At 61.7% G+C, this 24,807-nt stretch carries 27 protein-coding genes; 7 read left to right on the top strand and 20 right to left on the bottom strand.

Features of this window, described 5'->3' with window-relative positions; genetic code table 11:
- Positions 1 to 163: 163 nt before the first annotated feature.
- The 3 genes from JN524_RS26105 (at position 164) to JN524_RS26095 (ending at position 3,098) form a co-directional block, all read left to right on the top strand.
- Positions 164 to 1,078, top strand: a complete 915-nt coding sequence (locus JN524_RS26105) for an urea transporter (RefSeq protein ID WP_202371186.1) — start codon at positions 164 to 166, stop codon at positions 1,076 to 1,078.
- Positions 1,079 to 1,099: 21 nt separating this feature from the next.
- Positions 1,100 to 1,924, top strand: a complete 825-nt coding sequence (locus JN524_RS26100) for an ion transporter (protein WP_202371185.1) — start codon at positions 1,100 to 1,102, stop codon at positions 1,922 to 1,924.
- Positions 1,925 to 2,102: 178 nt separating this feature from the next.
- On the top strand, positions 2,103 to 3,098 hold the full coding sequence (locus JN524_RS26095; RefSeq protein WP_007961659.1) for a sulfate ABC transporter substrate-binding protein: 996 nt from the start codon (positions 2,103 to 2,105) through the stop codon (positions 3,096 to 3,098).
- A 161-nt stretch (positions 3,099 to 3,259) separates the two neighbouring features.
- On the opposite strand, the gene JN524_RS26090 is transcribed toward JN524_RS26095, so the two are convergent.
- Positions 3,260 to 3,880, bottom strand: coding sequence for a DUF5666 domain-containing protein (locus tag JN524_RS26090; protein ID WP_202371184.1), 621 nt, complete (start codon positions 3,878 to 3,880; stop codon positions 3,260 to 3,262).
- 242 nt (positions 3,881 to 4,122) lie between these two features.
- On the opposite strand from JN524_RS26090, the gene JN524_RS26085 reads away from it, so the two are divergent.
- Positions 4,123 to 5,310 carry an MFS transporter gene (locus JN524_RS26085; RefSeq protein ID WP_047292599.1) on the top strand — a complete coding sequence of 396 codons (1,188 nt, stop codon included), beginning with the start codon at positions 4,123 to 4,125 and terminating at the stop codon, positions 5,308 to 5,310.
- A 184-nt stretch (positions 5,311 to 5,494) separates the two neighbouring features.
- Complete coding sequence (locus tag JN524_RS26080; protein ID WP_202371183.1) at positions 5,495 to 6,382, top strand: LysR family transcriptional regulator; 888 nt, start codon at positions 5,495 to 5,497, stop codon at positions 6,380 to 6,382.
- Between the two features lie 104 nt (positions 6,383 to 6,486).
- On the opposite strand, the gene JN524_RS26075 is transcribed toward JN524_RS26080, so the two are convergent.
- The 10 genes from JN524_RS26075 to ccmA all read right to left on the bottom strand — a co-directional run bounded on the left by JN524_RS26075 (position 6,487) and on the right by ccmA (position 13,869).
- A complete protein-coding gene (locus tag JN524_RS26075; RefSeq protein ID WP_134785764.1) occupies positions 6,487 to 6,891 on the bottom strand; it encodes a hypothetical protein in 405 nt (134 codons plus the stop codon).
- 27 nt (positions 6,892 to 6,918) lie between these two features.
- Positions 6,919 to 8,121, bottom strand: coding sequence for a c-type cytochrome biogenesis protein CcmI (gene ccmI / locus JN524_RS26070; protein ID WP_202371182.1), 1,203 nt, complete (start codon positions 8,119 to 8,121; stop codon positions 6,919 to 6,921).
- The gene (locus tag JN524_RS26065; protein ID WP_123586081.1) at positions 8,118 to 8,588 is read right to left on the bottom strand and encodes a cytochrome c-type biogenesis protein; all 471 of its coding nucleotides are present in this window, start codon (positions 8,586 to 8,588) and stop codon (positions 8,118 to 8,120) included. Before JN524_RS26065 ends, ccmI begins: the two co-directional genes overlap by 4 nt.
- Complete coding sequence (locus JN524_RS26060) at positions 8,585 to 9,121, bottom strand: DsbE family thiol:disulfide interchange protein (RefSeq protein ID WP_202371181.1); 537 nt, start codon at positions 9,119 to 9,121, stop codon at positions 8,585 to 8,587. The genes JN524_RS26065 and JN524_RS26060 overlap by 4 nt, the downstream gene beginning before the upstream one ends.
- Positions 9,118 to 11,106 carry a heme lyase CcmF/NrfE family subunit gene (locus JN524_RS26055; RefSeq protein ID WP_202371180.1) on the bottom strand — a complete coding sequence of 663 codons (1,989 nt, stop codon included), beginning with the start codon at positions 11,104 to 11,106 and terminating at the stop codon, positions 9,118 to 9,120. The genes JN524_RS26060 and JN524_RS26055 overlap by 4 nt, the downstream gene beginning before the upstream one ends.
- Before the next feature lie 3 nt (positions 11,107 to 11,109).
- The gene (gene ccmE, locus JN524_RS26050) at positions 11,110 to 11,565 is read right to left on the bottom strand and encodes a cytochrome c maturation protein CcmE (RefSeq protein ID WP_007961672.1); all 456 of its coding nucleotides are present in this window, start codon (positions 11,563 to 11,565) and stop codon (positions 11,110 to 11,112) included.
- Positions 11,562 to 11,738 carry a heme exporter protein CcmD gene (gene ccmD, locus JN524_RS26045; RefSeq protein ID WP_003222944.1) on the bottom strand — a complete coding sequence of 59 codons (177 nt, stop codon included), beginning with the start codon at positions 11,736 to 11,738 and terminating at the stop codon, positions 11,562 to 11,564. Before ccmD ends, ccmE begins: the two co-directional genes overlap by 4 nt.
- Positions 11,735 to 12,490 (bottom strand): heme ABC transporter permease, encoded by a 756-nt coding sequence (locus JN524_RS26040; protein WP_047599963.1) that lies wholly within the window; start codon positions 12,488 to 12,490, stop codon positions 11,735 to 11,737. Before JN524_RS26040 ends, ccmD begins: the two co-directional genes overlap by 4 nt.
- A gap of 78 nt (positions 12,491 to 12,568) precedes the next feature.
- Complete coding sequence (ccmB, locus tag JN524_RS26035) at positions 12,569 to 13,237, bottom strand: heme exporter protein CcmB (RefSeq protein WP_003222942.1); 669 nt, start codon at positions 13,235 to 13,237, stop codon at positions 12,569 to 12,571.
- Entirely contained in the window at positions 13,234 to 13,869 is a 636-nt protein-coding gene (gene ccmA / locus JN524_RS26030; RefSeq protein WP_145593019.1) for a cytochrome c biogenesis heme-transporting ATPase CcmA, read from the bottom strand. Before ccmA ends, ccmB begins: the two co-directional genes overlap by 4 nt.
- Positions 13,870 to 14,066: 197 nt before the next feature.
- On the opposite strand from ccmA, the gene fliK reads away from it, so the two are divergent.
- Together fliK and JN524_RS26020 are read left to right on the top strand one after the other, a co-directional pair.
- Positions 14,067 to 15,647, top strand: coding sequence for a flagellar hook-length control protein FliK (fliK, locus tag JN524_RS26025; protein WP_202371179.1), 1,581 nt, complete (start codon positions 14,067 to 14,069; stop codon positions 15,645 to 15,647).
- Positions 15,644 to 15,973, top strand: coding sequence for an EscU/YscU/HrcU family type III secretion system export apparatus switch protein (locus tag JN524_RS26020; protein ID WP_202371178.1), 330 nt, complete (start codon positions 15,644 to 15,646; stop codon positions 15,971 to 15,973). The genes fliK and JN524_RS26020 overlap by 4 nt, the downstream gene beginning before the upstream one ends.
- A 92-nt stretch (positions 15,974 to 16,065) precedes the next feature.
- Here JN524_RS26020 and JN524_RS26015 read toward each other — a convergent pair whose 3' ends face one another.
- The 9 genes from JN524_RS26015 to JN524_RS25975 all read right to left on the bottom strand — a co-directional run bounded on the left by JN524_RS26015 (position 16,066) and on the right by JN524_RS25975 (position 24,795).
- A complete protein-coding gene (locus JN524_RS26015) occupies positions 16,066 to 16,458 on the bottom strand; it encodes a DUF2802 domain-containing protein (protein WP_007961680.1) in 393 nt (130 codons plus the stop codon).
- Complete coding sequence (locus JN524_RS26010) at positions 16,459 to 16,944, bottom strand: chemotaxis protein CheW (protein ID WP_003222936.1); 486 nt, start codon at positions 16,942 to 16,944, stop codon at positions 16,459 to 16,461.
- Between the two features lie 90 nt (positions 16,945 to 17,034).
- Positions 17,035 to 17,997 carry a CheW domain-containing protein gene (locus tag JN524_RS26005; protein WP_202371177.1) on the bottom strand — a complete coding sequence of 321 codons (963 nt, stop codon included), beginning with the start codon at positions 17,995 to 17,997 and terminating at the stop codon, positions 17,035 to 17,037.
- 2 nt (positions 17,998 to 17,999) lie between these two features.
- Positions 18,000 to 18,788: a ParA family protein gene (locus tag JN524_RS26000; protein ID WP_003222933.1), complete on the bottom strand. Its 789-nt coding sequence runs from the start codon at positions 18,786 to 18,788 to the stop codon at positions 18,000 to 18,002.
- Between the two features lie 43 nt (positions 18,789 to 18,831).
- The gene (gene motD, locus JN524_RS25995) at positions 18,832 to 19,722 is read right to left on the bottom strand and encodes a flagellar motor protein MotD (protein ID WP_202371176.1); all 891 of its coding nucleotides are present in this window, start codon (positions 19,720 to 19,722) and stop codon (positions 18,832 to 18,834) included.
- A 15-nt stretch (positions 19,723 to 19,737) separates the two neighbouring features.
- The gene (locus JN524_RS25990; RefSeq protein ID WP_003222929.1) at positions 19,738 to 20,478 is read right to left on the bottom strand and encodes a flagellar motor protein; all 741 of its coding nucleotides are present in this window, start codon (positions 20,476 to 20,478) and stop codon (positions 19,738 to 19,740) included.
- Positions 20,478 to 21,614, bottom strand: coding sequence for a protein-glutamate methylesterase/protein-glutamine glutaminase (locus JN524_RS25985; RefSeq protein ID WP_041072948.1), 1,137 nt, complete (start codon positions 21,612 to 21,614; stop codon positions 20,478 to 20,480). The genes JN524_RS25990 and JN524_RS25985 overlap by 1 nt, the downstream gene beginning before the upstream one ends.
- Before the next feature lie 49 nt (positions 21,615 to 21,663).
- The gene (locus JN524_RS25980; RefSeq protein ID WP_202371175.1) at positions 21,664 to 23,952 is read right to left on the bottom strand and encodes a chemotaxis protein CheA; all 2,289 of its coding nucleotides are present in this window, start codon (positions 23,950 to 23,952) and stop codon (positions 21,664 to 21,666) included.
- 54 nt (positions 23,953 to 24,006) lie between these two features.
- Positions 24,007 to 24,795 (bottom strand): protein phosphatase CheZ, encoded by a 789-nt coding sequence (locus JN524_RS25975; RefSeq protein WP_027613919.1) that lies wholly within the window; start codon positions 24,793 to 24,795, stop codon positions 24,007 to 24,009.
- Between the last annotated feature and the right edge of the window lie 12 nt (positions 24,796 to 24,807).

The raw sequence follows: 24,807 nt of genomic DNA, 5'->3' as shown, positions 1-24,807 counted from the left end.
CCCGATTGACTGCGCAGCAGTCACCGCTTTCAAGAGAGTGACGGTTTTCCCAGAAAAACCGCATTCGCCGATTTGGGGCCTGCTTCGCAGCCATCGGGGATGAATCCCCTCACCACATTTATGCAAGACCTTTTGATTTTCCAACTGCCCAGATTTTTTCAACATGCCTGCCAATCATTTCAACACCCACTGCCCCGACTGGGCCGAGGCTTTGCTCAACGGTTTCAGTCAGATATTCCTCCAGCGCCATCCGCTGTGCGGCCTGTTGTGCCTGCTGGCGATCCTGCTCACTGCGCCGGTGCTGTTTGCCGGCGCGCTGCTCGGTGCGGTCGCTGGATTGCTCACCGCACAACGGCGTAACTATGCCAAGGCTGATCGTCAGGCCGGATTGTTCAGTTACAACGGCGTGCTGCTCGGCTTGTTGCTGAGTCTGTATTTCCCTTGGTCACCGCTGCTGCCGCCGCTGATTCTGGCGGCTGGCGGCGTCAGTGCGATGCTCACTCAGCAATGGCTCAAACACGTTTACCGCAGTCGATCGATACCGGCCTACACCTCGCCATTCGTGGCCATCGGCTGGATCCTGCTGCTGTTCGCCGAGCCATCCGCGCCGACGGCGCACATCGAGATGAACACGCTGAACCTGCTCGCCGCAGGACTGCGTGGATTGGGTCAGGTGATGTTCCTCGAGCATCCGCTGGCCGGCGCATTGATCGCCATTGGCCTGTTGATCGCTGATCGCCGCGCCTTTTGCTGGGCATTGTTCGCGTCGGCCATCGGCCTGGCGTCGAGTCTGCTGCACCACGAAACCGGCGCGGCATTGCTGGGCCTGGGCAGCTACAACGCGGTACTCGCCGCCCTCGCCTTCAGTGCGCAGCGCCAGCAACCGTGGTTGCCGCTGCTGGGCATCGTCCTTGCGCTGCTGGTCACCCCGCTGTTTGCCGCCCTTGGTCTGGCGACGCTGACCGCGCCGTTCATCCTCGCCGGCTGGCTGATCCGCGCCGGGATCCAGATGCTTGGCAAAGCGGCCGTCGACGCCACGCCTTGCGCACAGGGGGAGAATCAACCTAGGCTGCGCTGATCTTCAATTCAGGCGTTATCCATGGACAGCAGCAACAGTTGGCGCGAACGGCTTTACGTGATGATTTTCCAGAGCGACACCCTCGCCGGGCGGCGCTTCGACGGCACCTTGCTGTTGATCATCCTTGCCAGCCTGGTGGTGGTGATGCTCGACAGCATCGACAGCATTCACCAGAACTACGCCGATGTGCTGGCCTACATCGAATGGGGCTTCACCGTCATTTTTCTCGGTGAATACATCCTGCGACTGTATTGCTCACCGAAACCGTTGCGCTACGCCTTCAGCTTCTACGGATTGGTGGATCTGCTGGCGATCGTACCGGGGATCCTGGCGCTGTATTACAGCGATGCGCAGTACCTGCTGATCATCCGCATCATCCGGATGCTGCGGATCTTCCGCGTGCTCAAGCTCAGCCCGTACCTCAAGCAAGCCAACTACCTGATGTCGGCGCTACGCGGCAGCAAGCAGAAGATCGTGGTGTTTCTGGTCAGCGTCTGCACCCTGGTGACGGTGTTCGGCACCCTGATGTACGTGATCGAAGGCCCGGAACATGGCTTCACCAGCATCCCCAAAGGCATCTATTGGGCTATCGTGACGTTGACCACCGTCGGCTTCGGCGACATCGTGCCGAAGACCCCGCTGGGTCAGGTGATTTCGTCGCTGGTGATGATCACCGGTTACTCGATCATCGCCGTGCCCACCGGGATTTTCACGGCGGAACTGGCCAACGCCATGCGCGGCGAACAGCTGCAACATGACTGCCCGGCGTGCAAGAAAAACAGCCATGAACAGAGCGCGGCGTTTTGCTCGCGGTGTGGCAGTCAACTGTTTAAGAAAGTGGAATAAGCACAGAGCTTTTTAATCTTTAAACGACTATGCCAGCCCCGTTATAGTCAGTGGCAATTGAACATCACCCCTGTAGGAGCTGCCGCAGGCTGCGATCTTTTGATCTTGCTTTTTAAAATCAAAGTCGAAAGATCGCAGCCTTCGGCAGCCCCTACACATAAACAACAAGGAATGCGCAGTGAAAAAACTCTTTGGCGCCTCACTTCTCGCCGCCGGTCTTGCCTTTGGCAGCGTGGCTCAAGCCGCACCGACCCTGCTCAATGTCTCCTATGACGTAATGCGCGATTTCTACAAGGACTACAACACTGCGTTCCAGAAACACTGGCAGGCTGAACACAACGAAAACATCACCGTACAGATGTCCTTCGGCGGTTCGAGCAAGCAGGCGCGTTCGGTGATCGATGGTCTGCCGGCTGACGTCATCACCATGAACATGGCGACCGACATCAACGCCCTCGCCGACAACGGCAAACTGGTTCCGGAAAACTGGGTCACCCGCCTGCCGAACAACAGTGCGCCGTTCACCTCGGCCACCGTGTTCATCGTCCGTAAAGGTAACCCGAAAGCCCTGAAAGACTGGCCGGACCTGCTCAAGGACGGCGTCCAGGTAATCGTGCCGAACCCGAAAACCTCGGGCAACGGCCGCTACACCTACCTCTCGGCCTGGGGCTACGTGCTGAAAAATGGCGGTGACGAGAACAAGGCCAAGGACTTCGTCGGCAAACTGTTCAAGCAAGCGCCGGTGCTCGACACCGGTGGCCGCGCCGCGACCACCACGTTCATGACCAACCAGATCGGCGACGTGCTGGTGACCTTCGAGAACGAAGCCGAGATGATCGCTCGCGAGTTCGGTCGCGATCAGTTCGAAGTGATCTACCCAAGCGTCTCCGCCGAGGCCGAACCACCGGTGTCGGTGGTCGACAAAGTGGTCGACAAGAAAGGCACCCGCGCTGCCGCCGATGAATACCTGAAATACCTGTGGTCGCCGGAAGGTCAGGAAATCGCCGCCGCCAACTACCTGCGCCCACGGGATCCGGCGGTGCTGGCGAAGTACACCGACCGCTTCCCGAAAGTCGACTTCCTGTCGGTGGAGAAAACCTTCGGCGACTGGCGTTCGGTGCAGAAGACCCACTTCAATGATGGCGGGATTTTTGATCAGATCTACAGCCAGTAAGATTTGGCGGACATGAAAAAGGCGACCTCAACAGGTCGCCTTTTTTGTGGCGAACCCCTGCAGGAGCTGCCGCAGGCTGCGATCTTTTGACTGTGATTTTAAAAACCAAGATCAAAAGATCGCAGCCTGCGGCAGCTCCTACAGAGGTCATGTGCTGACAGTTACATTGGTGGCGTGACGCCATCCTTGCCGGCGGAAATCGATTGCGCCGTTAATGTGCCATCGGCGTCCTGGGTGACGAAGCTGACAATTTTCACCCCCACCTTCAGCAAACTCCGATCCCCCGGCGTCAGATTGACGATCGGCACGTCCTCCGGCACCAGAATCTTCTGCTGCCCGCCCTTGTAGTTGACGGTCAGCACCCGGCCATTGCTGACCACCAGATCACCGACGCTGCCATTGGTCATGCTGCTGCCCTTGGCCAGATCAAAGGGCCGATGGCCGTCACCGCTGCCGGCCAGTTCCGGCGGGAATACGTGCACTTCCAGCGCCTTGAGCGTGCCGTCTTCCTGTGGCATGGCAGCCGAGCCGATGTAACTGCCAGGTTTGATGTCTTCGATATTCGCCAGCGTGACGGCACGCACCTTGGTGTCCGCAGTCAACCGGATCAGCACGTTCTCGCCGCTGTTGACGTGGACTTTCAGCGAATCGGCGCTGACCCCGGTGATCTCACCGCGCACGCCGAGACGCATGCCCGGGGCATCGGCAGCCTGCACCGCAGTGGCACTGAGCAGACCAATCAAGGCAATCGTGGTGGTGTGACACAGCAGCTGACGCAACATGGCAATCCTCCGTTGATGACAGTAAAAGCGCAGCGGTAAACATAAGCACGCTATCGAAGAAGATGTAAGTGAATGTATCATCAGCCCTCCCCGGTCGGACGCAAGGTTCGCCGACGGACGACACCGCCGTTGAAGCCAATCATTCCGCAATGGAATAACTGCTATCGATACAAGGCTTCTACCGCCGCTTCGGTGCGTCCCTTAGCCTCACCGCATTCCCTTTCGCTGGATCGAGAAACCTTATGAACGCCACAACTCACGCAATGACCCGAGGCATGGTGCTGCTGTTCGCCTTCTGCTGCGGCGCGATCGTCGCCAACATCTACTATGCGCAACCGATCATCGGCCTGATCGCGCCGGACATCGGCCTCTCCGACACCATGGCCAGTTTTATCGTGTCGTTGACGCAGATCGGTTATGCGCTGGGCCTGTTCTTTCTGGTGCCGCTGGGCGACCTGCTGGAGAACCGCCGGCTGATGATCATCACCACCGTGGTGGCTATTGCCAGCCTGCTCGGTGCGGCGTTCACCAGTCAGCCGAATGTGTTCCTGCTGATCTCGTTGCTGGTGGGTTTCAGTTCGGTATCGGTGCAGATCCTGATTCCGCTGGCCGCGCATCTGGCGCCGGAGGAATCCCGTGGCCGGGTGGTCGGCGGGATCATGGGCGGCCTGCTGCTGGGCATCCTGCTGGCGCGGCCGGTGTCGAGCGTCGTCGCTGACCATTTCGGCTGGCGCGCGATGTTCATGATTGCCGCGGCGTTGATGGCAGCGATCAGCGTGGTGCTGGCGCTGACCGTGCCCAAGCGCCAACCGGATCACAGCGCTACATACGGCCAACTGATCGGCTCGCTGTGGACCCTGCTGCGCCAGCAACCGGTGCTGCGTCAGCGCGCGTTTTATCAGGGCTGCATGTTCGCCACCTTCAGCCTGTTCTGGACCGCGGTGCCGCTGGAACTGGCGCGCAACCATGGCCTGTCGCAAAGCGAGATCGCGATTTTCGCTCTGGTCGGTGCCATCGGGGCCATCGCTGCGCCGATCAGTGGACGCCTGGCTGACGCCGGCCACACCCGCATCGCTTCGCTGCTGGCCATGCTGTTCGCCAGCCTGAGTTTCCTCCCTGCGTTCATCCACCCGGCCTACAGCGTGATCGGCCTCGCCGTGACGGGTGTGGTACTGGATTTCTGCGTGCAGATGAACATGGTTCTTGGCCAGCGCGCGGTCTACTCGCTCGACGCCAAAAGCCGCGGGCGCCTGAATGCGCTGTACATGACCAGCATCTTCATCGGCGGCGCCTTCGGCTCGTCGGTCGCCAGTGCGGTGTATGAGCATGGCGGCTGGTTGTGGATCGTGATTGTCGGTAGCGCGTTCCCGCTGCTGGCGCTGGTGCGGTTTTTGAGTGCTTCGCAGCGTGGTTCATTGGCAACGGCTTGAGTCATCTGCGGCTCGCTCGGCAAAAGCCGAGCACTAAAGACACACCGTCCCCCCTGTGGGAGCGAGCTTACTCGCGAAGGCGCCGGATCATTCAACACATCTGCTGAATGTCAGACCGTATTCGCGAGCAAGCTCGCTCCCACAGGGTTCCTCTGAATGCTTGAAGATTGCGCAAGGACCTGAGATGGACCGCCTCGCCGCCATGGAAACCTTCGTCTGCGTCGTCGAAACCGGCTCGTTTTCCGCTGCCGCCCGACGCTTGAATATCGGCCAGCCCGCCGTGTCGAAAACCATCGCTCAGCTGGAAAAACGCCTGGCTGTCAGCCTGTTGCTGCGCTCGACCCGCGGCCTGACCCCGACCGAAGCCGGACTGGCGTTTTTCGAGCGGGCCAGGCGTGCCATTGATGAAGCCAACGAAGCCGATAACGCCGCCCGTGGCAGCGCGGGCGGTTTGCGCGGCAACCTGCGCATCAGCGCTGCGGTGACTTTCGGTCGCCTGCACGTCGTGCCGCAACTGGGGCCGTTTCTCGAGCAGCATCCACAGCTGAACATCGACCTGATGCTCGATGATCGCAATATCAATCTGGTCGAAGAAGGCATCGACGTGGCCCTGCGCATGGGCCCGCTCAGCGACTCCAGCCTCACCGCGCGCAGGATCGCCGACTGCCGCCGCGTGGTGCTTGGCACCCCGGCGTACTTCGCCCGCCACGGCGAGCCGTGTTGCCCTGCCGATTTGAATCAGCACCAAGGCATCGTCTACAACCTAAGCGGCGGCGCCACCTGGACCTTCCGCCGAGGCAGCGAACAACAGACGCAAACCCTGACCGGTCGCCTGCGCGTCAGCGCCGCAGAGGGTTTGCGTGCAGCCGTGCTGGCCGATCAGGGCCTGACCATCGCCTCGCAATGGATGTTCGCCCCGGAGCTGGCAAGCGGCGCGGTCAGGGCGGTGATGAGTGACTGGGTATTGCCGGATCAGGACTTGTGGGCGGTGTTTCCCACGGGGCGGATGGTCAGTGCGAAGGCGCGAGCGTTTGTGGATTATGTGCAAGGGTTGTTGACCAGCGAACTTTGAAAACAGCAGATCAAAAGATCGCAGGCTTCGCCAGCTCCTACAGGGACATCATCAATGACCGGCAACAGACAAACAAACGGCGATCCAGAGATCGCCGTTTTTCATCACTGCCCGAACTGTTTGCCCAACCCCGGCGGCACGCCATGGATGTCGGTGTCTTCCCACGGGCCGTTGGGGCTGACGGAGCGGGTCCAGCCGTTGTTCCAGCGGAAGTAGGTGCGCTGGCGGTAGAAGGTGTTGGGCTGGTCGTCGAGGACGTAGACGCCGAGCTTCTGGTCCCAGTGACTGTTGCCGCCCGGTGGCGGAGCGAAGCTGGCTGAGGTGCGTGGGACTGGCTTGGACGGTTTGGCCGGGATGCTCTTGCCCGGTGTCGGCGAGGTCGACGGGGTCGGGCTCGGTTGTGAAGGCGGGATCGGCGGCAGGTTGGTGGTCGGTTCCGGTCGGTGCACCGCACATGCGCTCATGCTCAAGGCCAATGTGATGACGGAGATGCGGGCGAGGCTGTGCATGGCGGTGCTTTCCTGTGGGTTCCGGGGTTATTGGTCCGGGCTGTCGATGGTCAGTGTTTGCGGCGCGGTGGTGCTGCTGGCCAGCGGGCCGCTGCGACCCACCCACTCCCCGGCGGTTGGCTGACCGGCGCGAGAGATGCGTGCAACCAGTTGGACTTCAGGAAAGTTCGACAGTTTCAACTGCGGCATCATGGCGTCGGCATCGCCCAGTTCGACAGTGACCGGCAGATCGGCCACGGTCAGACGCTTGGCGGCCAGCGGTGCCGGTGGGCCGGAAACGGCGCGGGCGAAGATGAACACGCTGTCGCCCGGTTGCACCTTGCCTTTGAGTTCGCTGGCCAGATCGACGCGCACCTTGAGCAGCGCGGCGACCTTGGAGGCTGGCGTGGCGGCGACCTTGCCACCGCTGGCTTGCAGGCGCTCGGTGGCTCGCTCGATCCCGCCCTGCAAGGCGGCGCGGGAGTTGTCGCCCTCTGGCAACTGCGCCAGCAGCCGGTTCCAGTAGTCGATTGCCTGCTGATAACGCTCACTCTCGAACGCGGCGATGCCGAGCAGGCCGAGGCTGGTGACTTCTTTCGGATCGGCTTTCAGCGCTTCATCGGTCAGGGCCTGGATCTTGTCCGACCACTTTTTACCGTCGGCGAAATACTGCGCCTGCGCCCACTGGCCGAGCAGCTCCGGCTGGCGACCGGCCAGGTTGGCGGCGCGCTCGAACATCTTCGCCGCGTCCGCCGGACGATCCTGGGCCATGTAGGTGCGCCCGAGGAAGTACAGGCCTTCCGCCGAATCCGGTTGCGCCGCAACAGCACGCTCCAGACGCCGGGTCATCTCTTCCATCGACTGCGGCGCCTGGGCGAATTCACGGGTCAGCTCGACTTTGTCGGCAGCACCGAAATGCAGGTACAGCCCCAGGCCCAACACCGGCACCAGCACCGCTGCCAACAACGGCAACGGCTTGCCCAGTCTCGAGACACGCGGTGCGGCAACGCCTTCGGTATCGGCGAGCAGTTCACGCGCCGCTTCCGCGCGACCGCTGTCCATTTGCGCGGCATCGAGTACGCCTTCGGCCTGCTGCGCTTGCAGCTCGGCGACACGCTCCTGATACAGCGCCACGTTCAGGGCAGTTCGATCCTCTTCACGCTGGGCGCGACGGCCACGCAAAACCGGGATCAGCAGAAAACTCAGGGCGACCAGAAGCAACAGCCCTGCGGCAAGCCAGAAATCAATCATTCTTGGTTTTTATCCAACAGTTGGTCGAGGCGCTGACGTTCTTCGCTGGACAGCGCTTGCGGAGTTTCGGCGCGCTGGGCGCGACGACGGCGAACGATCACCGCGATCACCACCAGGCCGCCGAACAACAGACCCGCCGGGCCGAACCACAGCAGTGCAGTCTTGGCATTGAGCGCCGGTTTGTAGCGGACGAAATCACCGTAGCGATCAACCATGAAATCGATGATCTGCTGATTGTCCTTGCCCTCGCCGAGCATGCGGAAAATCTCTTTGCGCAGGTCGGCGGCAATCGGCGCGTTGGAGTCGGCGATGTCCTGGTTCTGGCACTTGGGGCAGCGCAGTTCCTTGGTCAGTTCACGAAAGCGCTCGCGATCGCCTTCCTTGGCGAACTCGTAGGTGTCGATCGCGGCATGCGCCACACCGGCCAGACTCAGGCCCAAGACCACGGCAGCGATAAAGCGCTTCATGGCTTGGCCTCATCGACCAGCGCCTGATACCTGGCTGCGAGTTTTTCGCGCCAGACCTGCTCGTCGATCACTCCGACGTACTTGTCGCGAATGATGCCCTTGGCGTCGATGAAGAAGGTTTCCGGCGCGCCGTACACGCCGAGGTTCAGGCCCAGCGAACCTTCATCGTCACGGATATCCAGCAGGTACGGGTTGTGGAATTCGGCCAGCCACTTCAACGCATCGGCGTTGGTGTCCTTGTAGTTGATGCCGTAGATCACCACACCGCGCTCGGCCAGTTTGTTCAGCACCGGGTGCTCGACCCGGCAGGAAATGCACCAGGTACCCCAGACGTTGACCAGCGCCGGTTTGCCGAGAATGTCAGCCTTGGTCAGGGTCTTGTCACCCTGCACATTCGGCAGGCTGAACTCCGGGAAGGGCTTGTTGATCATCGCCGACGGCAGCTCCGCCGGATCAAGGTACAGACCGCGATAAAGAAACACCGCCACCAGCAGGAAAATCGCCAGGGGTACCAACATCAACCAACGTCTCATGCAGCCGCTCCTTGCAGGCCGAGGGCTTCACGCACCTTGGCTTTGACCTTGACTCGATAACGCCGATCCAGCGCCGCCAGCAATCCGCCCAGACCGGTCAGCAGACCGCCGAACCAGATCCAGCGCACGAACGGCTTGACGTGAACCCGTACCGCCCAGGCGCCGTTTTCCAGCGGCTCGCCCAGTGCAACGTAGAGATCGCGAGTGAAACCGGCGTCGATCCCGGCCTCGGTCATCATCGAACTCTGCACGGTGTACAGGCGTTTTTCCGGGTGCAGCACGCTGACTTCCTTGCCGTCGCGGATTACCCGGATGGTGCCCTTGTCGGAGGTGAAGTTCGGCCCTTCGAAGTGTTTGGCACCTTCGAAAATGAAGTGATAACCGGCCAGATCCATCGACTCGCCCGGCGCCAGACGCAGGTCGCGCTCGGCACTGTTCTGACTCGACAGCACCACACCGAGGGCGCACACGGCGATGCCGAGGTGAGCGATCTGCATGCCCCAGTAGCTGCGGGTCAGAGTTGGCAGGCCTTTGATCAGGCCCTTGTGGCGAGTCTTGTCGAAGATGTCGCGCACACCGGCGAGCAGCACCCACGCGGCGAGCAGGAACGTCGCGATCACCGCCCAGTTGAAATCGCCGTAAGCGATACCGGCCACCACCGCCAACGCGACACTGCCGAGCAGCACCGGGGTCAGCATGTTCGCCAGCCACTTCACCGGGGTGTCTTTCCAGCGGACGATCACGCCGACCGCCATCACCACCATCAGCAACGCCATCAACGGGATGAACAACGCGTTGAAGTACGGCGGGCCTACCGACAGCTTGGCGCCGCTGATCGCATCAAGAATCAGCGGATACAGCGTGCCGAGCAGAATCATCGACGCCGCCACCACCAGCACCAGGTTGTTGCCCAGCAGCAGGGTTTCCCGCGACCACAGATTGAAACCGACCTGGCTCTTGACCACCGGAGCGCGCAACGCAAACAGCGTCAGCGAACCGCCGACCACGAACAGCAGGAAGATCAGGATGAACACACCGCGTTCAGGATCGGAGGCAAACGCGTGCACCGAAGTCAGCACGCCGGAACGCACGAGGAATGTACCGAGCAGGCTCAACGAAAATGCGGCAATCGCCAGCAACACCGTCCAGCTCTTGAACACGCCACGCTTTTCCGTGACGGCCAGCGAGTGGATCAGCGCGGTGCCGACCAGCCATGGCATGAACGAGGCGTTTTCCACCGGGTCCCAGAACCACCAGCCGCCCCAGCCAAGTTCGTAGTAGGCCCACCACGAACCGAGGGTGATGCCGATACCGAGGAAGGCCCAGGCGACAATCGTCCACGGCCGCGACCAGCGTGCCCACGCGGCGTCGAGACGACCACCCAGCAAAGCGGCGATGGCGAAGGCGAAGGCCACCGAGAAGCCGACATAACCCATATAGAGCATCGGCGGATGGACGATCAGGCCGATGTCTTGCAGCAGCGGATTGAGGTCACGCCCGTCGGCCGGAATCTGCGGCAGGATCCGCGAGAACGGGTTGGAGGTAAGGATCAGGAACAACAGGAAACCGGTGCTGATCATGCCCATCACCGCCAGTACGCGAGCGAGCATGACTTGCGGCAACTGCCGGGAGAACACCGACACGGCGAAGGTCCAGCCACCGAGGATCAACGCCCACAGCAGCAGCGACCCTTCGTGGGCGCCCCACACCGCGCTGAACTTGTAGTACCACGGCAAGGCGCTGTTGGAGTTCATCGCCACGTAACCGACCGAGAAATCGTCGGTCATGAACGCGTAGGTCAGGCAACCGAAGGCAAACAGCAGGAACGCAAACTGACCCCACGCTGCCGGCTGGGCCAGGCCCATCCACAGACGGTCGCCGCGCCAGGCGCCGAGCAACGGCACAACGGCCTGCACCAGCGCAAAACACAGCGCCAGAATCATCGCCAGATGGCCGAGCTCGGGAATAAACAGTGCAGAAGTCATCGATCAACCCTCCTTCGCTTGGGTCGGTGCCGATTGACCACTGTCTTTCAGCGCTTTGGTCACTTCCGGCGGCATGTACTTCTCGTCGTGCTTGGCCAGCACTTCATCGGCCACCACCACGCCGTCGGCATTGAGTTTGCCCAATGCGACGATGCCCTGCCCTTCGCGGAACAGATCCGGGAGGATCCCGCGGTAGGTGATGGTCACGGCTTTGTTGAAGTCGGTGACAACGAATTTGACGTCCAGCGAGTCCGGCGAACGTTGCAGCGAGCCCTTCTCGACCATGCCGCCGGCGCGGATGCGCGTGTCGTGCGGCGCTTCGCCGTTGGCGATCTGGGTCGGCGTGTAAAACAGGTTGATGTTTTCCTGCAGGGCGCTGAGGGCCAGGCCGACGGCAGCGCCGACCCCGACCAGGATCGCCAGAATGAGGGTCAGACGTTTTTTGCGCAGCGGATTCACTTGCCGTTCTCCCGGCGCAGACGACGCGCCTCTTGTTGCAGATAGCGCTTGCGGGCCGCGATCGGTGCGACCACGTTGAGGATCAGCACCGCCAGACAGATACCGTAGGCCGACCAGACATATAGGCCATGGTGGCCCATGGCGAGGAAGTCGCCGAATGAAGCAAAACTCATCGCGCGGCCTCCAGGCTGTTCTGCACTTCTTCTTTCACCCAACTGGCGCGGGCTTCGCGCTTGAGCACTTCAAGGCGCATGCGCAGCAACAGCACGGCGCCGAAGAAGCAGTAGAACCCCAGCACCGTCAGCAGCAGCGGCAGCCACATTTCAGCGGGCATTGCCGGTTTTTCCGTGAGGGTGAAGGTTGCGCCCTGGTGCAGGGTGTTCCACCACTCCACCGAGTACTTGATGATCGGGATGTTGATCACCCCGACGATCGCCAGCACGGCGCAGGCCTTGGCGGCGCTGTCACGGTTGCTGATGGCGTTGCCCAGCGCAATCACCCCGAAATACAGGAACAGCAGAATCAGCATCGACGTCAGCCGCGCATCCCAGACCCACCACGAGCCCCAGGTCGGCTTGCCCCAGATCGCCCCGGTGACCAGCGCCACAGCGGTCATCCACGCACCAATCGGTGCCGCACATTGCAGGGCGACGTCGGCCAGTTTCATTTTCCACACCAGCCCGACCACGCCGCACACCGCCAGCATCACGTAGATCGACTGCGCCAGCATCGCCGCCGGCACGTGAATATAGATGATGCGGAAGCTGTTGCCCTGCTGATAATCCGGCGGCGCGAAGGCCAGGCCCCAGACGACGCCAATGCTGATCAGCAGCAACGCGGCAATGCTCAGCCACGGCAGAAACCTGCTGCTGATGCCGTAGAACCACTTGGGCGAGCCGAGCTTGTGAAACCAGGTCCAGTTCATACTGTTTCCATCACGGGTGCCGCTCATCGGTGTGAGCAGTCTCAGGGTCTTTGCTGGTTAAATTTTAACCAGACCTCATTATTCGCCGACGCTGATCTTCAGGCCAGCAGCTATTGCAAAAGGTGTCAGGGTGATCGCCAGGGCGGTCAGGCTACCCAGCCACAGCAGATACCCGGTCGCCGGCATGCCTTGCAAGGCGGCCTGCAAGGCGCCACTGCCAAGGATCAACACCGGGATGTACAACGGCAGAATCAGCAACGCCAGCAACAGGCCGCCGCGTTTCAAACCAACCGTCAGCGCCGCGCCCACCGCACCAAGCAGGCTCAGCACCGGTGTACCCAGCAGCAACGACAACAGCAACACCGGCAGGCAGGCGACCGGCAAACCGAGCATCAACGCCAGCAATGGCGAGAGCAGAACCAGTGCCAGTCCCGAGAACAGCCAGTGTGCCAGCACCTTGGCCAGCACCAGTAGGGGCAGCGGGTGCGGCGAAAGGACCCACTGTTCCAGGGAGCCATCTTCGAAATCACTGCGAAACAGTCCGTCCAGCGAAAGCAGGACCGACAACAGCGCGGCCACCCAGACTAACCCCGGGGACAGGTTTTGCAAGACTTGAGTTTCCGGGCCGACGGCCAGCGGGAACAAGGCGATGACGATGGCGAAGAAAATCAGCGGATTGGCCAGTTCCGCCGGGCGACGAAACAGCAGGCGGGACTCACGGGCAACCAGCAGGCCGAACACACTCATACTGCCCAGTTCCCCAGATCGATATCGCGATAACCGGCCGGCATCCGGCTCAGTGTGTGGTGCGTGGTCAGAACCACCAGACCGCCGCGTTCGCAGTGTCCGGCCAGGTGTTCTTCAAGCTGCGCCACGCCCTGTTTGTCGAGCGCGGTGAACGGCTCGTCGAGAATCCACAGCGGCGGGCTGTCCAGATACAGCCGCGCCAGCGCCACGCGGCGTTGCTGACCGGCGGACAGGGTGTGGCAGGGAACATCTTCGAATCCGCGCAATCCTACGGCTGCCAGTGCCTGCCAGATCGCCTCGCGCTCGGCCGGCCGATGCAGGGCGCAGAGCCAGGACAGGTTCTCTTCCGGGGTCAGCAGATCCTTGATCCCGGCGGCGTGGCCGATCCACAGCAGGTTGCGCGCCAGTTCACTCGGCTGGGCGGTCAAGGGCTGGCCGTTGAGCAGCACCTGACCGCTGGTCGGCTGCATCAACCCGGACAACAGGCGCAGCAGACTGGTCTTGCCGCTGCCGTTGGGGCCGCTGATCTGCACCATATCGCCACTGGCCAGTGTCAATTCGAGATTTTCGAAGAGCAGCCGCAGGTCTCGCTCACAGGCAAGGGCAACGGTTTGCAGGACAGGACTGGTCAAGGGATCACGGGCCTTATACGGTTCAAGTCGGCTCTGGCGCGGCCGTTAAAGAGATGCAGGATAAATGCAATGACGGTGCGAACCAGAGAGCTGGATCAAACAATTGCTATGTTTTCTGAACGAAGCGCAAGACGCGCGGCATTATACATGCCGTGCCTTACTCCCAAGAGCGCAATTTCCTCAGGTTGTGTCCGCGTATGACAGGCGAAATGAACTTCCTCCCGCTCCCGCCCACCTCGCCGGCGAACACGCGTCCGCTGGTGATGAGCGGTGAGTTGCTCAAGCTGCTGACCCCGGTCGAAGGCTTGATCGGCGCCGGGCAAAGCGCCCAGGCCGAGGTGTTGTCACTCAAGCAGGCGGATCAGACCTTTCAACTGCTGCTCAAGGTGACCGTCGACGGCGGCCGGCAGACCACCGTGCAAGCCAGCAGCAACCTGCCGTTGCCGACCGGCACCAACCTAGCCGTCACTCAGCCGTCGGCGGGCAATCTGGCGATCACCGTGCAACAGGCGATTGCCAGCAGCGTCGCCGCCCTCACCCGCATCGACACCGCGCAGTTGCCGGTCGGCACGCTGCTGCAAGGCAAGGTGCTGACCTCGCAGACACTGCCGCAAGTGCCGGGACAGCCGACGGTGTACCGCTCGCTGGTGAGCCTGCTCAACACCGCGCAGAGCGGCGCCACGCTGGATATCGACAGCCCGACGCCGCTGCGCATCGGCACCCTGCTCTCGGCACTGGTCGAAGACTCGCAAACCCTCAAGTTCGTGCCACTGAGCAGCCGTCAGGAGCAATTGGCAGTGAGCCAGCAACTGCTCGGCCAGCAGAGTCGCCAAGGCTCGCTGGACGGTTTGCTCAATGCTCTGCAAAACCTGCCGAGCGACGACGATCAGACCTCGCAGGACCTGCGCGCTGCCGTCGTGCGTCTGCTTGCCAATCTGCCCGATGTGCAGCAGATGAGCAGCGCCAAAGGCGTGGCCCTGGCCCTGGCCAACAGTGGCGCCTTCCTCGAAGCCAAATTGCTGACCGGACAGAATCCGGCGCTGGCCCCGGACATGAAAGCCGATCTGCTTAAGCTGATCGCGCAACTGTCGCCGGGCGCACCGGGCAATGCCAGTTTCAACGCGATCATCGCTGCCAACACGCTGGCGCAAGCACTGCCGAGCTTCGTGCGCAACGCCCTCGGCACCCTCGGTCAGGTCAGCGCCAAACCGCTGCCCAGCAGTTTCCCGCTGCCCGACCGCCTGCTGCAAAGCCTCGACGGCGAAGGCGATCTTGAGCATCTGCTGCGCCTCGCTGCAGCCGCCGTGTCGCGCCTGCAAAGCCATCAGCTGTCGAGCCTGGAACAGACCGGTGTCACCGATGACGGCCGTCTGCTCAGCACCTGGCAGTTGGAAATCCCCATGCGCAACCTGCAGGACATCGTGCCGTTGCAGGTCAAGTTTCAGCGCGAAGAAGCGCCGGAAAGAGAACCGCAACCCAACGAACGCCGTGACGAACGCGAACCCAAACAGCAGCTGTGGCGCGTCGACCTGGCGTTCGACATGGAGCCGTTGGGGCCGATGCAGATTCAGGCGCAGTTGATTGCTGGCAGCCTGTCGAGTCAGCTCTGGGCCGAGCGCCCATACACCGCCGACCTGATCGAAACCAATCTGTTCGCCCTGCGTCAGCGCCTGCTCGATCGCGGCCTGAATGTCGGCGATCTCGATTGCCACCTCGGCACCCCGCCGCAAGGCAACCAAACCCGCCTCGAACACCGCTGGGTCGACGAAACCGCATGAACGATTCCATTGCTCCACGTCAGGCCATCGCCCTCAAATACGACGGCAATCACGCCCCGACGCTCACCGCCAAGGGCGACGAGGAACTGGCCGAAGAAATCCTACGCATCGCCCGCGACTGCGAAGTGCCGATCTATGAAAACGCCGAGCTAGTACGGCTGTTGGCGCGGATGGAACTGGGTGACAGCATCCCCGAGGAACTGTACCGCACGATTGCCGAGATCATCGCGTTCGCGTGGAATCTGAAGGGGAAATTCCCCGAGGGGCAGGATCCGGATGCGCCGATGGTCGAGAAGGACGTTACCGAACGCGGGGATGATTATTGAGCCTTGAAAGCAAAAGATCGCAGCCTTCGGCAGCTCCTACAGGGGAACGCGTTCCTATGTAGGAGCTGCCGAAGGCTGCGATCTTTTGATCTTCAGCTTCTGTGCAGCTTGCGCATCAACTCCGCCTCAGCCTGGGTCAAGCCGCAGGACTGAGTCAGCTCATCGACACTCGCGCCCATGCCCACCAGTTTCGCCGCCTGGGCGAACGACAGGCTTGATGGATCGCGTTGTTCCAGCGCGACAATCTTGTCCGGCAACGGACCGACGACCGAGCGCAGCTCGTGCAGGGCTTCGCCCATGCGCACGTTGCCGTTCTGATAGTCGTCGACGCGTTTGGCCAGGTCCTTGATGCGCTGATCACGCAGCGCATCGCCCTGAGCCTGTTGCGCAGCGATCACCCGCTGCGCCTTGATGTACGCCAGAAACATTGCCAGCGTGCCTGCCCAGAAGAGGAACAGGACAATGACCGCCACCTCGAGAATCAATCAGATGCTCTCCAGTTCCGACCATTCTTCTTCGCTCATCATCTTGTCCAGCTCGACCAGGATCAGCAACTCGTTGTTCTTGTTGCACACGCCCTGGATGAACTTGGCCGACTCTTCGTTACCGACGTTTGGCGCGGTCTCGATTTCCGACTGACGCAGGTAAACCACTTCAGCGACGCTGTCGACCATGATCCCGACCACTTGCTTGTCGGCTTCGATGATGACGATACGGGTGTTGTCGCTGATCTCGCCGCTGTTCAGGCCGAAGCGCTGACGGGTGTCGATCACGGTGACCACGTTACCGCGCAGGTTGATGATGCCCAGCACGTAGCTTGGCGCACCCGGTACCGGAGCGATTTCGGTGTAACGCAGGACTTCCTGAACGCGCATCACGTTGATGCCGTAGGTTTCGTTGTCCAGCTTGAAGGTCACCCATTGCAGGATCGGATCTTCAGAACCTTTTGCATTCGTCGCCTGACTACTCATACCCTGACCCCTCGAAAAAACCGCACTGGGCGGTGTGTGTTCTGTGTGAAGGCATTGAAAAATGCCATCGCCTGACTGTTATGTCGGCTGCTATGTCGATTTATGTAGCGGCTTGTGGCCGCCCAAGTGCTTTGCCCCGCCGCTGGCGATCAACTCGGCCAGCGCGGCTACATCAAGTAATGCACACATGTGCTCGATCACCGTGCCTGCGAGCCATGGCCGCTGACCCCGGTGACTTCTCCATTTGATTTCATTCGGGTCCAGACGCAACGAACGGCTGACCTGATGCACCGCCAGACCCCATTCGTAACCTTGTACCGAAATCACGTACTGCAGGCCCTGACGGAAATCATCGCGATAGCGATCCGGCATGACCCAACGCGCCGTGTCCAACACTTTCAGATTGCCGGCCTGGCTCGGCAGAATCCCGAGGAACCATTCCGGCTGCCCGAACAGCGGCGTCAACTCGTGGCCGGCCAGCGAATAGATCGAACCGAGGCACACCAGCGGCACCGCCAGCGTCAGCCCGGCAACATCGAACAACAGGCATTCGAAGGCTTCCGAGGCCCAGGCCGGACGGCCATCGGTTTCCACCGGGGGCGGCGTGTTGCTCGGCGGCAAGTGCACTTCCACCACTGGCGGCACCCGCGCCTGTTCGACGGGTGCCGGTGCCACCGGCGCCGGTTCGGCCACGACCGGTTCCGGCGTGGTTTTCAGCAATTGGGTTTGCAACAGCGGTGCAAGGGTCGAAACCGTTGCGCGCACCGGCGCTGACTCTTCAATCAATGCGACAGGTGCCTTGGCCACTGGCGCGGCGGCAGGCGCAGCCACCGGTGCGGCAGGTTTGGCAGCTTTCTGCGCATCACGCGCCTGCTCTTCAAGCACCGCCGCCTGGAATTCATCCAGCGCCGCAGCGCTTTCGACCACCTCGACCGGCACCTCGACCTGCACCTTCACTGGCGGCAACTCGTCAGGGATTTCCTGCAGCAAGCTGTCCAGGTACGACTGCAACGCCAGTTGCGGGCGCGACGTCAGTTTGATCGGCCGGTTCATGCTCAAGCCACCTGCGGAACAAGTTGTTGCGCCAGCAGATGCTTGAGCAGCGCGCGGTAAGCCAGCACGCCACGACTCTTGCCATCGAACTGCGAAGGCGTGACCCCGGCCCGGCTGGCGTCGCGCAGACGGGTATCGACCGGGATGTAACCCTGCCAGATCTCTTCGGGGAATTTGTCACGCAGCACGCGCAAGGTGCCCAGCGATGCCTGGGTGCGGCGGTCAAACAGGGTCGGCACGATGCTGAACGGCAGCGCCTGTTTGCGCGAGCGGTTGATCATCGCCAGGGTGTTGACCATGCGCTCCAGACCTTTGACGGCCAGGTGCTCGGTCTGCACCGGGATCACCAGTTGCTGGCTCGCGGCCAGGGCGTTGACCATCAACACGCCGAGCAACGGCGGGCTGTCGATGATCGCGTAATCGAAATCCTGCCACAGCTGCGCCAGACTCTTGGCGATCACCAGACCCAGACCACTCTGCCCCGGCGACTGGCGCTCAAGGGTGGCGAGTGCGGTACTCGACGGCAACAGGGAAATGCGTTCGTCGCTGGTCGACAGCAGCAACTGCCCGGGCAAGCCTTGCGGCACGCTGCCCTTGTGCAGAAACAGGTCGTAGTTGCTGTGCTCCAGGCTGTCGGGGTCGTAGCCGAAATAGCTGGTCATCGAGCCGTGCGGGTCGAGATCGACCACAACCACGCGCTTGCCCGCCTCCGCCAGCAATCCGGCTAAAGCGATGGAAGATGTGGTTTTACCGACACCACCCTTTTGATTGGCGACTGCCCAGACTCTCATTCGGTTCGTTCCTCCCGGCCGAGATGCTCGACCGAGACATAGCTCAGCGTATTAATGCGGGCGACGGAGAATTGACGGCACTCTCGCGTCCCGGCGTCTTGACCTGGGTCGGTGCAGTTTGTGTGCCAGCGCGCTTCAATGCCGCGTCCGGTTGCGCATTGGCGGTTCCGGTACCGGTCAGACTGCGGCGCACATCGAGGTTGCGCGACACCACCAGCACCACACGACGGTTTTTCGCCCGGCCTTCGGCGGTGGCGTTGTTGGCCACCGGCTGAAACTCACCGTAGCCCACCGAGGCCAGACGCCCGGGGTTGACGCCCTGCATTGCCAGCATCCGCACGATGCTCGCCGAACGCGCAGAGGACAGTTCCCAGTTGGTCGGGTACTGCGCGGTGCGGATCGGCTGATCGTCGGTGAAGCCTTCGACGTGGATCGGGTTGTCGAACGGTTTGAGGATCGCCGCGACCTTGTCGATGATGTTGAACGCGATATCACTCGGCATCGCGTCGCCACTGCCGAACAACAGGCTGGAATTGAGTTCGATCTCGACCCACAACTCGTTGCCGCGCACGGTCATCTGGTTGGAAGCGATCAGGTCGCCGAACGCGGCACTGATGTCATCGGCAATGCTTTTCAGCGGATCGCTGGCCCCGGCGATACCGGCATCGACCTGCTCGCTGTCCTTGACCAGCGGCTTGGCCGGGGTCACGGTTTTCGGCCGTTCCTCACCGATCGGGATCGGCTTGAGCGAGCGATCGGAGTCAGTGAAAACCCCGATCAGCGCTTCGGAAATGACCTTGTACTTGCCTTCGTTGATCGACGAGATCGAGTACATCACCACGAAGAACGCGAACAACAACGTGATGAAATCCGCGTAGGACACGAGCCAGCGCTCGTGATTAACGTGTTCTTCCTGATGCCTGCGGCGAGCCATAGTCCATTACCCCCATCAATCCATGAAGCCCTGAAGCTTCAGCTCGATAGAGCGAGGGTTTTCACCTTCGGCGATCGACAAAATACCTTCCAACAACATTTCGCGATAACGCGACTGCCGCAACGCGATTGACTTGAGCTTGGCCGCCACCGGCAGCAACACCAGGTTGGCACTGGCCACGCCGTAGATGGTCGCGACGAATGCCACGGCAATACCGCTGCCCAATTGGGTCGGATCAGCGAGGTTGCCCATCACATGAATCAGGCCCATCACCGCACCGATGATGCCGATGGTCGGCGCATAGCCGCCCATGCTTTCGAAAACTTTGGCAGCCTCGATGTCGCGCGCTTCCTGGGTGTAGAAATCCACTTCGAGGATGCTGCGGATCGCTTCCGGCTCGGCGCCATCGACCAGCAGTTGCAGGCCCTTGCGCGAGTAGTTGTCCGGCTCGGCATCAGCGACGCCTTCCAGCCCGAGCAGGCCTTCCTTGCGTGCGGTAAGGCTCCAGTTGACCACCCGATCGATGCCGCCGGCCAGGTCCACACGAGGTGGAAACAGGATCCAGGCGAGAATCTGCATGGCGCGCTTGAAGGCGCTCATCGGCGATTGCAACAGCGCGGCACCGATGGTGCCACCGAGCACGATCAGCGCCGCCGGGCCGTTGGCCAGCGCGCCGAGGTGGCCGCCTTCAAGGTAGTTGCCGCCGATGATGGCGACGAACGCCATGATGATCCCGATAAGGCTTAGAACATCCATCAGATACACGCCTCGACGATGTGCTTGCCGATGTCGTCCAGGCCGTAAACCGCGTCAGCCAGATCGGCTTTGACGATGGCCATCGGCATGCCGTAGATCACGCAACTGGCTTCGTCTTGTGCCCATACCGAGCTACCGCCCTGCTTGAGCAGACGCGCGCCTTCGCGGCCGTCGGCGCCCATGCCGGTGAGCACCACCGCCAGAACTTTGTCACCGTAGGACTTGGCTGCGGAACCGAAAGTGATGTCCACGCACGGCTTGTAATTCAGACGCTCGTCGCCCGGCAGGATTTTCACTGCGCCACGGCCGTCGATCATCATCTGCTTGCCACCCGGCGCCAGCAGCGCCAGGCCCGGACGCAGGATGTCGCCATCCTCGGCTTCCTTGACGCTGATGCGGCACAGTTTGTCCAGACGCTCGGCAAAGGCCTTGGTGAACGCCGCTGGCATGTGCTGGATCAGCACGATCGGCGCCGGGAAGTTCGCCGGCAATTGGGTCAGCACCCGTTGCAGGGCAACCGGGCCGCCGGTCGAGGTACCGATGGCCACCAGTTTGTAGGCTTTGCGTTTCGGTGCCGGCGACGACGCGCTGGCGGCTGGCGCACGCGCAGGTGCTGGAGCAGGCGCCGGACGCGTCGGTGCAGCAGTGCTGTGGCTGCTGAAGCTCGAAGCCGCCGGGGCTGGCGCAGGCGTCGGTGCAGCGGCCGGAGCCGGCGCACTGTAGGCACTGAAACGACGATTACTGCGCGAGATGCTGTGAACCTTCTCGCACAGCAGTTGCTTGACCTTCTCGGGGTTGCGCGAGATGTCTTCGAAATTCTTCGGCAGGAAATCCACCGCACCGGCGTCCAGCGCATCCAGGGTAACCCGGGCGCCTTCGTGCGTCAGCGAGGAGAACATCAACACCGGGGTCGGGCAGCGCTGCATGATGTGCCGCACCGCCGTGATGCCATCCATCATCGGCATCTCGTAGTCCATGGTGATCACGTCCGGCTTGAGGGCCAGGGCCTGATCGATCGCCTCTTTACCGTTGGTGGCCGTGCCGACCACCTGGATGCTCGGATCCGCTGAAAGAATTTCCGAGACGCGGCGGCGGAAAAAACCCGAATCGTCCACCACCAGGACTTTGACTGCCATAAACACTCCATTAGGTGCAGCGGGACGTCGTCGCCCCGCTGCCCCGGATTCAAATACGCTTCGTCGCGTAACGCTTGAGCATGCTTGGAACATCAAGGATCAGCGCGATGCGGCCGTCACCGGTGATGGTGGCGCCGGACATGCCCGGAGTGCCCTGCAGCATTTTGCCCAATGGCTTGATGACCACTTCTTCCTGGCCGACCAGTTGATCGACGACGAAGCCGATCCGCTGGGTGCCCACCGAAAGGATCACCACATGGCCTTCGCGCTGCTCTTCGTGAGCGGCGGAGCTGACCAGCCAGCGCTTGAGGTAGAACAATGGCAGCGCCTTGTCCCGCACGATCACCACTTCCTGGCCATCCACCACGTTGGTGGTCGACAGGTCGAGGTGGAAGATTTCGTTGACGTTGACCAACGGGAACGCAAACGCCTGATTGCCGAGCATCACCATCAGGGTCGGCATGATCGCAAGCGTCAGCGGCACCTTGATGACGATCTTCGAGCCCTGGCCCTTGGTCGAGTAGATGTTGATCGAACCGTTGAGCTGGGAAATCTTGGTTTTCACCACGTCCATGCCAACACCGCGTCCGGACACGTCGGAGATCTCGGTCTTGGTCGAGAAACCCGGGGCGAAGATCAGGTTGTAGCACTCGGTATCGCTCAGGCGATCGGCCGCGTCCTTGTCCATCACACCGCGTTTTACCGCGATCGAACGCAGCACGTTCGGGTCCATGCCCTTGCCGTCGTCGGAGATCGACAACAGGATGTGATCGCCTTCCTGCTCGGCGGCCAGTACCACGCGACCGCCACGGGCCTTGCCCGAAGCTTCGCGTTCTTCCGGCGATTCGATGCCGTGGTCGACCGCGTTACGCACCAAGTGGACCAGCGGGTCGGCCAGGGCCTCGACAAGGTTTTTGTCGAGGTCGGTTTCTTCACCTACCAGTTCCAGGTTGATCTCTTTCTTGAGCTGACGCGCGAGGTCGCGAACCAGACGCGGGAAGCGCCCGAAGACTTTCTTGATCGGCTGCATCCGGGTCTTCATCACCGCGGTCTGCAAGTCAGCCGTGACCACGTCGAGGTTCGACACGGCCTTGGACATGGCTTCGTCGCCGCTGTTGAGACCCAGGCGCACCAGGCGGTTACGCACCAGCACCAGTTCGCCGACCATGTTCATGATTTCGTCGAGACGCGCGGTGTCGACCCGCACGGTGGTCTCGGCTTCGCTCGCCGGTTTTTCCGGCGGCGGAGCAGCGGCGGCACGGGCCGGGGCCGGTGCAGCAGCGGCGGCCGGTTTTGGCGCTTCGGCTTTCGGCTCAGGTTTGGGCGCAGCCTTCGGCGCAGCAGCCGGAGCGGCGACGGCCTTGGCGGCAGGCGCAGCCAAGGTCGACGCGGTGCCTGCAGCAGCGGCGCCAACGTCGGTGAACTTGCCTTTGCCATGCAACTCGTCGAGCAGCGATTCGAATTCGTGATCGCTGATCAGATCGCTGCCGGCAGCCGCAGCCACCGGTGCGGCAGGTGCAGCCGGTGCCGAGGCGATAGCCGATTCCAGCGCTTCCACGGCAAAGTTGCCCTTGCCGTGCAACTGATCGAGCAGTGCTTCGAATTCGTCGTCGGTGATGTCCGAGCTGTCGCCCGCCGCCGGTGCCGCCGGAGCAGCAGCGGTCGGTGCCACGGCGTCCGGCGCGAACTGGCCTTTGCCGTGCAGTTGATCGAGCAACGACTCGAATTCGGCGTCGGTGATTTCATCGCTGGCGGCCGCATCGGCAGCCGGCGCAGGTGCAGGTGCAGCAGCGGCCGGGGCTTCGGCTTCGGCCTTGACGGCGTTCAGCGAATCCAGCAGCTGTTCAAATTCGTTATCGGTGATGTCGCCCGAATCGTTCGAATCGCCTTCGACGACCAGTTCTTCGATCATCTCAGCCACCGGCGAAGCCGGGGCTTCGTCGGCCGATTGCGGTTCGGCCAGACGCGCCAGCGCGGCCAGCAGTTCCGGGGTGGCCGCCGTGATCGGTGCACGTTCACGGACTTCGCTGAACATGCTGTTCACCGCGTCCAGTGCCTCAAGCACCACGTCCATCAGTTCTGCATCAACGCGACGCTCACCCTTGCGCAGGATGTCGAACACGTTTTCGGCGATGTGACAGCACTCCACCAGCTCGTTGAGCTGAAGGAAGCCGGCGCCCCCTTTTACAGTGTGGAAACCGCGAAAAATTGCGTTGAGCAGATCTGCGTCATCCGGGCGACTTTCCAGCTCGACCAGTTGTTCGGACAGTTGCTCAAGAATCTCGCCGGCCTCAACCAGGAAATCCTGAAGGATCTCTTCATCGGCGCCGAAGCTCATTAATGGGGTGCTCCTACAGGTCTAAAAACCCAAAAAACCTAAAATTCCAAAACTCTAGAATCCGAGGCTGGATAACAAATCGTCCACATCGTCCTGACCGGACACAACGTCTTCTCGTTTATCGGCATGAATCTGCGGACCTTCACCCTGCGAGAGATGTTTTTGTGGATCTTTTTCTGCAAGCATCGCGGCGCGGTCGTGTTCGATGCCCGCAAAGCGGTCAACCTGACTGGCCATGAGGACGAGTTTGAGCAAATTGCTTTCGACTTCGGTGACCAGTTGAGTCACACGCTTGATCACTTGACCTGTGAGGTCCTGGTAATCCTGAGCCAGCAGGATGTCGTTGAGGTTGCTCGACACCGCACGGTTGTCCGTGCTGCTGCGTGACAGAAAACCGTCGACCCGGCGCGCCAGCTCGCGGAACTCTTCAGCCCCGACCTCGCGGCGCATGAAGCGGCCCCAATCGGTGCTCAGAGCCTGGGCTTCTTCAGCCAGGCCATTGACCACCGGCGTGGCGCTTTCCACCAGATCCATGGTGCGGTTGGCCGCGGCTTCGGTCAGCTTGACCACATAGCCCAGGCGTTCGGTGGCGTCGGTGATTTGCGACACTTCCTCGGCCTGCGGCATGTGCGGATCGATCTGGAAGTTGACGATCGCACTGTGCAGTTCGCGTGTGAGCTTGCCCACTTCCTGATACAGGCCGCGGTCACGGGTCTGATTGAGCTCATGGATCAGTTGCACAGCGTCGCCGAACCTGCCTTTTTCAAGGCTCTCGACCAGTTCGACCGCGTGTTTTTTCAGGGTCGACTCGAAATCGCCCTGTGAAGATTCGTTATGCTCCATAGCTCCCCCGCG

This window comes from Pseudomonas sp. MWU318 (genome assembly GCF_016756945.1).
GTDB lineage: Bacteria > Pseudomonadota > Gammaproteobacteria > Pseudomonadales > Pseudomonadaceae > Aquipseudomonas > Aquipseudomonas putida_A.
The sequence above is the reverse complement of the archived record's forward strand: the minus strand, read 5'-3'. Positions and strand labels throughout refer to the sequence as shown.

Bases quoted from the DNA above. Each gene is read 5' to 3' on its own strand.
- JN524_RS26105 (WP_202371186.1), top strand. From the start codon at position 164: ATGCCTGCCAATCATTTCAACACCCACTGCCCCGACTGGGCCGAGGCT.
- JN524_RS26100 (WP_202371185.1), top strand. From the start codon at position 1,100: ATGGACAGCAGCAACAGTTGGCGCGAACGGCTTTACGTGATGATTTTC.
- JN524_RS26090 (WP_202371184.1), bottom strand. From the start codon at position 3,880: ATGTTGCGTCAGCTGCTGTGTCACACCACCACGATTGCCTTGATTGGT.
- JN524_RS26085 (WP_047292599.1), top strand. From the start codon at position 4,123: ATGAACGCCACAACTCACGCAATGACCCGAGGCATGGTGCTGCTGTTC.
- JN524_RS26080 (WP_202371183.1), top strand. From the start codon at position 5,495: ATGGACCGCCTCGCCGCCATGGAAACCTTCGTCTGCGTCGTCGAAACC.
- JN524_RS26075 (WP_134785764.1), bottom strand. From the start codon at position 6,891: ATGCACAGCCTCGCCCGCATCTCCGTCATCACATTGGCCTTGAGCATG.
- ccmI (WP_202371182.1), bottom strand. From the start codon at position 8,121: ATGATTGATTTCTGGCTTGCCGCAGGGCTGTTGCTTCTGGTCGCCCTG.
- JN524_RS26065 (WP_123586081.1), bottom strand. From the start codon at position 8,588: ATGAAGCGCTTTATCGCTGCCGTGGTCTTGGGCCTGAGTCTGGCCGGT.
- JN524_RS26060 (WP_202371181.1), bottom strand. From the start codon at position 9,121: ATGAGACGTTGGTTGATGTTGGTACCCCTGGCGATTTTCCTGCTGGTG.
- JN524_RS26055 (WP_202371180.1), bottom strand. From the start codon at position 11,106: ATGACTTCTGCACTGTTTATTCCCGAGCTCGGCCATCTGGCGATGATT.
- ccmD (WP_003222944.1), bottom strand. From the start codon at position 11,738: ATGAGTTTTGCTTCATTCGGCGACTTCCTCGCCATGGGCCACCATGGC.
- JN524_RS26040 (WP_047599963.1), bottom strand. From the start codon at position 12,490: ATGAACTGGACCTGGTTTCACAAGCTCGGCTCGCCCAAGTGGTTCTAC.
- ccmB (WP_003222942.1), bottom strand. From the start codon at position 13,237: ATGAGTGTGTTCGGCCTGCTGGTTGCCCGTGAGTCCCGCCTGCTGTTT.
- fliK (WP_202371179.1), top strand. From the start codon at position 14,067: ATGACAGGCGAAATGAACTTCCTCCCGCTCCCGCCCACCTCGCCGGCG.
- JN524_RS26020 (WP_202371178.1), top strand. From the start codon at position 15,644: ATGAACGATTCCATTGCTCCACGTCAGGCCATCGCCCTCAAATACGAC.
- JN524_RS26010 (WP_003222936.1), bottom strand. From the start codon at position 16,944: ATGAGTAGTCAGGCGACGAATGCAAAAGGTTCTGAAGATCCGATCCTG.
- JN524_RS26005 (WP_202371177.1), bottom strand. From the start codon at position 17,997: ATGAACCGGCCGATCAAACTGACGTCGCGCCCGCAACTGGCGTTGCAG.
- JN524_RS26000 (WP_003222933.1), bottom strand. From the start codon at position 18,788: ATGAGAGTCTGGGCAGTCGCCAATCAAAAGGGTGGTGTCGGTAAAACC.
- motD (WP_202371176.1), bottom strand. From the start codon at position 19,722: ATGGCTCGCCGCAGGCATCAGGAAGAACACGTTAATCACGAGCGCTGG.
- JN524_RS25990 (WP_003222929.1), bottom strand. From the start codon at position 20,478: ATGGATGTTCTAAGCCTTATCGGGATCATCATGGCGTTCGTCGCCATC.
- JN524_RS25985 (WP_041072948.1), bottom strand. From the start codon at position 21,614: ATGGCAGTCAAAGTCCTGGTGGTGGACGATTCGGGTTTTTTCCGCCGC.
- JN524_RS25980 (WP_202371175.1), bottom strand. From the start codon at position 23,952: ATGAGCTTCGGCGCCGATGAAGAGATCCTTCAGGATTTCCTGGTTGAG.
- JN524_RS25975 (WP_027613919.1), bottom strand. From the start codon at position 24,795: ATGGAGCATAACGAATCTTCACAGGGCGATTTCGAGTCGACCCTGAAA.